The organism is Micropruina sp., from assembly GCF_027492755.1.
GTDB lineage: Bacteria > Actinomycetota > Actinomycetes > Propionibacteriales > Propionibacteriaceae > Micropruina.
Map to the genome: position 1 here is coordinate 1 of NZ_JAPUED010000215.1, position 5,767 is coordinate 5,767.

Consider the following 5,767-nt stretch of genomic DNA (forward strand, 5'->3'; position numbering starts at 1 on the left):
TCGGGGAAGGTCTGCAACAACTCACCCTGATACCAGGACGCCCGCAAGAGCCATCGGCAGTCGATGCAATAGCGAATGGTCACGATGGGCTTGGACACCCGGCCATTGTCGCGTGCATTCATCTGGTTGACGGCAAGGCAGGGGTTTACCGATCGACCCGGACGCCGGCGGCGCGCAGCTCGGCCACCACGTCCGGGACGTTGTCGGGGGCGACCGCGGCGGTCAGGTCGAGCAGCACCCGGGTCGGGAAGCCGCTGCGGGCCGAATCCAGGGCGGTGGCCCGGACGCAGTAGTCGGTGGCGATGCCGCAGACGTCGACCTCGGACGCGCCGTGCTCCGTGAGCCAGTCGCCCAGCCCGTCACCCGAAGCGTCCTTGCCTTCGAAGCCGGAGTAGGCGGCGGCGTATTCGCCCTTGTCGAACACCGCATCGAAGCCCCTCCACACCAGATTCGGGTGGAACTCGGCACCCGGCGTCCCGGCCACGCAATGCGGTGGCCACGAGTCGACGTAGTCGGGACGGTCCGAGAAATGCGAGCCCGGATCGATGTGGTGGTCGCGGGTCGCCACCACCGCGTCATACCCGGACTCACCCGTCAGCAGCTCCGAGATCGCGGACGCCGTGCCGGCACCACCGGCCACCGCCAGCGAACCGCCCTCACAGAAGTCGTTCTGGACGTCGACGACGATCAGCACCCGGGTCATGCCTCGCTCCTCGCGTACGGGTTGTCGGTGACATGCCCGTCCGCGTCCAGCATCAGGGTCGGGATCGCCGCCTCACCCTTGGACATCTTCAACGCCGCCAACGGCAACTCGGCCCGCGAGCGCACATGCCGTTCCTGTCCGGCCGACAGCGGCTCGTCGCCCACGATCTCGCCGTCGCGGATCAGCTCGACCAGCAGCGGCCGGTCATTGCCGTCGCTCTCGGGCGCCGAACCGATGCCGATCACCTCGGCCTCCGCCTTGCCCCGGGCATCCAGCCGGCGCAGCGCGAATTTGCGGCCGCCGATGCTGGTCTTGTTCACGCTCTTCTTCGCCACCGGCAGCAGGGGCGCGTCCGGCTCGTCGGTGTCGGCCCGGGCCACCAGCTTGTAGACGAAGCCGCAGGTGGGTGCGCCGGAGCCGGTGACCAGCGAGGTGCCGACCCCGAAGCCGTCCACCGGGGCACCGCGCAGCGCGGCGATCTGCCACTCGTCGAGATCGGAGGTGACCAGGATCCGAGTGTGGGTGGCGCCCAGCGAATCCAGCAGTTGTCGCACCTGGGTGGCAAGTTCAGCCAGATCGCCGGAGTCGAGCCGGATCGCGCCGAGCCGTCCGTTGGTCAGCTCGATGCCGGTGCGCACCGCGGCTTCGATGTCGTAGGTGTCGACCAGCAGGGTGGTGTCCTCGCCGAGGGACTCGATCTGGGCGCCGAACGCCTCCCGCTCGGAGCCATGCAGCAGGGTGAAGCTGTGCGCCGCCGTCCCCCTGGTCGGGACGCCGTAGCGGCGTCCGGCTTCCAGGTTGGAGGTGGCCGAGAATCCGGCCACGTAGGCGGCGCGGGCCGCCGCGACGGCGGCGATCTCGTTGGTCCGCCGGGAGCCCATCTCGATGCACGGCCGGTCGCCGGCCATCGCCGTCATCCGCGACGCCGCGGACGCCACCGCCGAGTCGTAGTTGTAGATGCTCAGCAGCACCGTCTCCAGAATCACCGCCTCGGCGAAGGATCCCTCGACGATCATCAGCGGCGAGCCGGGGAAGTAGATCTCACCCTCGGGGTAGCCCCAGATCGAGCCGGTGAACCGGTAGCCGGCGAGCCATTCGGCCAACGGTTGGTCGACGATCTTCTGCTCGAGCAGGAACGAGACGGTGGCATCGTCGAAGGTGAACGCCTCGATCGCCTCCAGTGCGCGGCCCACACCGGCGACCACACCGTAGCGCCGGCCGGTCGGCAGCCGACGCGGAAAAAGTTCGAAGACCGAGCGCCGGAAAGCCGCGCCCGAGCGCATCGCCGCACGGACCATCGTCAGCTCGTAGTGGTCGGTGAGCAGCGCCGTGGAATTCAGCATGGGCGTCAGAGTAACTGCTGGCGGCGAGCCTGAAGCGGGTGGCTCAGCTGGTGCGGACGTCACGGGTTGGGGTGTGGACGGAGATCCCAGGTCGGAGCCCGGGATGACGAAGTGGGGAGCCCTGGATGACGCAGTGGGGAGGGTCTCGCCTAGCTCGACCGGCGGCGGCTGGCGGTGGCTGATCCGGGACGGTCTGACAGAATGCCGACATGGTGTTCGCGACCACTCAGCCTGCTGTGCCCGAGGGCGGCACTGTGCTGGCCGAGCGCCCGCAGGAGACCCCGATCGAGCTGACTTCGTGGGTCACTCTCGTCTGGGACGACCCGGTCAACCTGATGAGTTACGTGACGCACGTCTTCATGACCTACTTCGGCTATTCGAAGTCGAAGGCCACCAAGCTGATGCTGCAGGTGCACAACGAGGGCAAGACGGTGGTGTCGACGGGGTCGCGCGAGGCGATGGAGGCCGACGTCAACGCGATGCACGCCTACGGGCTGTGGGCCACCCTGGAGCGTGCCGAATGAGCCGGTTCAAACACTCCGGACGTCAGGTGCTGCTGGTCGATCTGGCCGACTACGAGGAGGCCGTCCTCGAATCGATGGTCGAGCAGTTGATCGGTCTGCTCGAGGGCGACGACGATCACGACACCGGCGACGATCCGTTCGCCCAGTGGGAGGCCGACATGGCGGCCTCGGACGATCTGGACAACTCCGACCCGGTGATCGCGCGCCTCTTCCCGCCGGCCTATCGTGGCGATGACAAGGCCGAACAGGAGTTCCGGCGGTTCACCCAGAACGCCCAGCGGCGGACCAAGATCGAGCAGGCCCAGCTGGTGCTGGACGCGCTCCTCGAGAGCAACGGCGGACGCGAGGCGGTGGTCGTCCGGGCCGTCGACGCCGACGCCTGGCTGAAGACGATCACCGCGATCCGGCTGGCGCTGTCGGTGCGGCTGGGTATTCGGACCGCCGAGGACATCGACGAACTGGAACGCCTCGATCCGGACGAGCCACGCGGCGTCCTCTACGGCATGTACGAATGGCTGGCCGGATTCCTGGACGGACTGGTCGGCGCCCTCCATTAGGGCTCCAGCTCGGCACGTCCACGATGTGGAACTCATGAGACCGGACGGCGGGAGCGCTCCCGGTTCACCCACCGGATCAGCAGCCTTTTCTTAGGGTAGGCATAGCTGACCTGGACGATGTCGAGGCCCGGACCAGCACCGGTGAACAGCTCGCCGGACCGATCACTCGACCCATCGAATGGACGAGTTCGCATGGACGTCATCTCGCTGGCGGAGGCGCCGCTGGCCACCCCTCTCACCCTCGCCGCGGTTCCGGCCGAACACGCCTGGCGACTCGGACGCCTCGGGCTCCGCCCGGGTGCCGCCTTCTCGGTGATCAGGTCCAGCACCGGCGGCGGCCGGATCGTCGCGGTCGCCGGCTCCCGGGTGGCCCTCGGCGCGGCACTGTTGCGCGACGTCCGGGCGGAGGTGGCCCGGTGACCGCCGTCCGGCCGGCCGTGACCACCTGTCACTGCGCCGTCGCGACCACCTCGGCCGGTCCGGACGCCGCCATCGTCGCCCTGGTCGGTGCGCCGAACTCGGGCAAGTCGACACTGTTCAACGCCCTCACCGGCGCCCGCACCACGGTCGGCAACTGGCCGGGCACCACGGTCGAGGTGGCCCGCGGCGCCTGGCACGGCCGCACCCTGATCGACCTGCCCGGTGCCTACTCCCTGGATCCGCTGTCACCGGACGAGCAACTCACCCGCGACCTGCTGATCTCCGACCCGGACGACCGGCCGGATCTGGTGATCGTGGTCGCCGACGCCGCCCATCTGGCCCGCAGCCTGTACCTGGTCAGCGAGGTCCGCGAGCAGCCGCAGCGGGTGATCGTGGCGCTGACCATGCTGGACGTCGCGAAGCGCCAGGGCATCGCGATCGACACCGACGCGCTCTCCGCCGCCCTCGGCTGTCCGGTCGTCGGCCTCGACCCGCGCCGCCGCGAGGGGCTGGGCGGACTCCGGGAAGCCGTCACCGAAGCCCTGAACGGACCCGAACCGAAGGCCCGTCGGCACCCGTGCTGCGGCGACGACCTGGCGAAAGCGGACGAGCGGTTCGGCTGGGTGGCGTCGACGATCGAGGCCGGCGTGATCGAACCCGGTCAGGATCGGGTGTCGTTCTCGGACCGAATCGACCGTGTCGCGACCGCGCCGGTGCTCGGTCCACTGCTGTTCCTGGGCGTGATGTGGCTGGTGTTCCAGGTCACCACGACGGTGGCCGCGCCCCTGCAGGACTTCTTCGACACGCTGTTCTCCGGGCCGGTCACGGATGCGGCGCTCGCCGGTTTCGCCGCCATCGGACTGGAAGGCTCCTGGCTGGAGGGCCTAGTGGTGAACGGCCTGATCGCCGGTGTCGGCATGGTGCTCACCTTCGTGCCGCTGATGGCGCTGATGTTCGTGCTGCTGGCGCTACTGGAGGACTCCGGGTACCTGGCCCGGGCGGCGGTGGTCACCGACCGGCTGATGCGGGCCATCGGCCTGCCCGGCAAGGCGTTCCTGCCGCTGGTGGTCGGCTTCGGCTGCAACGTGCCGGCGATCAGCGCCACCCGCATTCTCAGCGACGGACGGCAGCGGCTGCTCACCGCGCTGCTGGTGCCGTTCACCTCGTGCACCGCCCGGCTGACCGTGTTCGTGCTGCTCGGCACCGTGTTCTTCGGGCAATGGGCGGGCACCGTGGTGTTCGCCATGTACGTCGCCTCGATCCTGCTGGTGGTCGGCGTCGGCCTGCTGCTGCGCCGCACCCTGTGGCGCACCATGGGCGCCGAGCCGCTGGTCATCGACCTGCCGCCCTACCAGCTGCCGACGCTGCGGCTCACCGCCACCGTCGCCTGGAGCCGGCTGGCCGGCTTCCTGCGAACCGCGTCCGGGATCATCGTGATCACCGTCTGCGCGGTCTGGCTGTTGCAGTCGGTGCCGGCGCACGGCAACGCCGCCTTCGGCGAGGTCGAGGTGGAGAACTCGGTGTACGGAGTGGCCGCCCAGGCCATCACGCCGGCGTTCGCCCCGGCCGGTTTCGCCCAGTGGCAGACCACCTCGGCACTGGTGGTCGGCTTCGTCGCCAAGGAGGCGGTGATCTCGTCCTGGGCGCAGACCTACGCGCTCGACGAGCCTGAGGAGGGCGGCGATCCGGGCTCGCTGGGGCAGCGGATCCTGGCCGACTTCACCGAGTCGTCCGGCGGTCACCCGATTCCGGCGGCTTTGGCCTTCATGGTCTTCCTGATGGCTTACACGCCCTGCGTCGCCACCTTGGCCGCGCAGTGGCGCGAGATCGGCGGCCGCTGGACGCTGTTCGGCATCGCGCTGCAGCTGGCCGTGGCGTGGGGGCTGGCCGTGCTGGTCTTCCAGGTCGGGAGTCTGTGGTGGTGACCGGACCGGTCACCGCGGTCCTGGACGCGCTGACCGACGGCGCCGGGTCGCTGGTGGAGGTCCGCCGTCGCACCGGTTTGCGGGCGGACGTGGTGCGGGCAGCAGCCGATCACCTGGTGCGTGCCGGGCTGGTCCAAGAATGCCCGCTGGTCATCGGCTGCCCGGAGTCGGGTTGCGGAGGCTGCGCGGTGAAGGGCTGTGCCCGACGCGATGGATCACGCCGCGTGGCACGCTGACCTGGCGTCGCGTCGCGTCCGAGCCTTGCGACAGTCCATATCATGATCCGAATTTGGTT

8 protein-coding genes are annotated in these 5,767 nt (G+C 69.4%); 5 read left to right on the plus strand and 3 right to left on the minus strand.

All coding sequences use genetic code 11. The annotated features are described in order from the left end of the window. The 3 genes from Q0066_RS17595 to Q0066_RS14915 form a co-directional block, all read right to left on the minus strand. Window positions 1–122: Rdx family protein (locus tag Q0066_RS17595; RefSeq protein ID WP_366521532.1), on the minus strand; the 122-nt coding region annotated here is incomplete at its 3' end. A gap of 23 nt (window positions 123–145) precedes the next feature. After that, window positions 146–703 carry a nicotinamidase gene (locus tag Q0066_RS14910; protein ID WP_298134315.1) on the minus strand — a complete coding sequence of 186 codons (558 nt, stop codon included), beginning with the start codon at window positions 701–703 and terminating at the stop codon, window positions 146–148. Further along, window positions 700–2,046 carry a nicotinate phosphoribosyltransferase gene (locus Q0066_RS14915; protein WP_298134317.1) on the minus strand — a complete coding sequence of 449 codons (1,347 nt, stop codon included), beginning with the start codon at window positions 2,044–2,046 and terminating at the stop codon, window positions 700–702. Before Q0066_RS14915 ends, Q0066_RS14910 begins: the two co-directional genes overlap by 4 nt. Before the next feature lie 209 nt (window positions 2,047–2,255). Here Q0066_RS14915 and clpS point away from each other — a divergent pair, with 209 nt between their 5' ends. From clpS to Q0066_RS14940, 5 genes are all read left to right on the plus strand, one after another. Continuing rightward, a complete protein-coding gene (gene clpS / locus Q0066_RS14920; protein ID WP_298134319.1) occupies window positions 2,256–2,570 on the plus strand; it encodes an ATP-dependent Clp protease adapter ClpS in 315 nt (104 codons plus the stop codon). Further along, a complete protein-coding gene (locus Q0066_RS14925; protein WP_298134321.1) occupies window positions 2,567–3,127 on the plus strand; it encodes a DUF2017 family protein in 561 nt (186 codons plus the stop codon). Before clpS ends, Q0066_RS14925 begins: the two co-directional genes overlap by 4 nt. A gap of 192 nt (window positions 3,128–3,319) precedes the next feature. Further along, window positions 3,320–3,547, plus strand: a complete 228-nt coding sequence (locus tag Q0066_RS14930; RefSeq protein ID WP_298134324.1) for a ferrous iron transport protein A — start codon at window positions 3,320–3,322, stop codon at window positions 3,545–3,547. After that, complete coding sequence (feoB, locus tag Q0066_RS14935; RefSeq protein ID WP_298134327.1) at window positions 3,544–5,472, plus strand: ferrous iron transport protein B; 1,929 nt, start codon at window positions 3,544–3,546, stop codon at window positions 5,470–5,472. Before Q0066_RS14930 ends, feoB begins: the two co-directional genes overlap by 4 nt. Next, on the plus strand, window positions 5,469–5,708 hold the full coding sequence (locus Q0066_RS14940; protein WP_298134329.1) for a hypothetical protein: 240 nt from the start codon (window positions 5,469–5,471) through the stop codon (window positions 5,706–5,708). The genes feoB and Q0066_RS14940 overlap by 4 nt, the downstream gene beginning before the upstream one ends. The last annotated feature ends 59 nt before the right edge of the window (window positions 5,709–5,767 follow it).

What these genes read in the sequence shown, in the direction of transcription:
- Q0066_RS14910 (WP_298134315.1), bottom strand. Translation starts at nt 703, where the DNA reads ATGACCCGGGTGCTGATCGTCGTCGACGTCCAGAACGACTTCTGTGAG.
- Q0066_RS14925 (WP_298134321.1), top strand. Translation starts at nt 2,567, where the DNA reads ATGAGCCGGTTCAAACACTCCGGACGTCAGGTGCTGCTGGTCGATCTG.
- clpS (WP_298134319.1), top strand. Translation starts at nt 2,256, where the DNA reads ATGGTGTTCGCGACCACTCAGCCTGCTGTGCCCGAGGGCGGCACTGTG.
- Q0066_RS14930 (WP_298134324.1), top strand. Translation starts at nt 3,320, where the DNA reads ATGGACGTCATCTCGCTGGCGGAGGCGCCGCTGGCCACCCCTCTCACC.
- Q0066_RS14915 (WP_298134317.1), bottom strand. Translation starts at nt 2,046, where the DNA reads ATGCTGAATTCCACGGCGCTGCTCACCGACCACTACGAGCTGACGATG.